Raw genomic sequence first — 451 nt, 5'->3', positions numbered from 1 at the left:
GTGGCCCTACAAAGCGATTTACATCGGAATCAGTCCTGATAATGATGTTCATGCACATCATGCTGTCCAAATTTGCATTGGTTTAGACAAAGACATCTCGGTTCAAGATTACAAGGCACAAAGTATTCACACCGGACAATGTATTGTGATTTTCGAAGATGTCCCTCACAAGGTTTTGGCACAGGACAATCAGATTGTAGTCATCTATTTAGAGCCTGAAGATAGGCAAAACCAACAACTTCTCAAAGCCTTACGTCAAGCCAGGAGTGATGGAATTAATACTCTGCCGCTTACTAGCAAAGAATTGGGATCCATTTCTCAGCATCTATTTACTGACGTCGATATCGACAAAGTGTGGAAAACAGTAAATAAAGCGTAAGCGTCTAGCGAACCACACCTAGCATCGATGTTCTGATTATCTAAAAATACCTGCTCAATGATAAATTCGGAG

The 451-nt window shown here is 40.8% G+C and carries 1 protein-coding gene; it reads left to right on the top strand.

From position 1 onward, the window contains the following. Positions 1–379: hypothetical protein (locus AAEY55_RS18165; protein WP_350552618.1), on the top strand; the 379-nt coding region annotated here is incomplete at its 5' end. Positions 380–451: the final 72 nt, after the last annotated feature.

This window comes from Pseudoalteromonas sp. 120-MNA-CIBAN-0494, assembly GCF_040308885.1.
Taxonomy (GTDB): Bacteria; Pseudomonadota; Gammaproteobacteria; order Enterobacterales; family Alteromonadaceae; genus Pseudoalteromonas; species Pseudoalteromonas nigrifaciens.
This window is presented reverse-complemented; position numbering and strand designations above follow the sequence as displayed.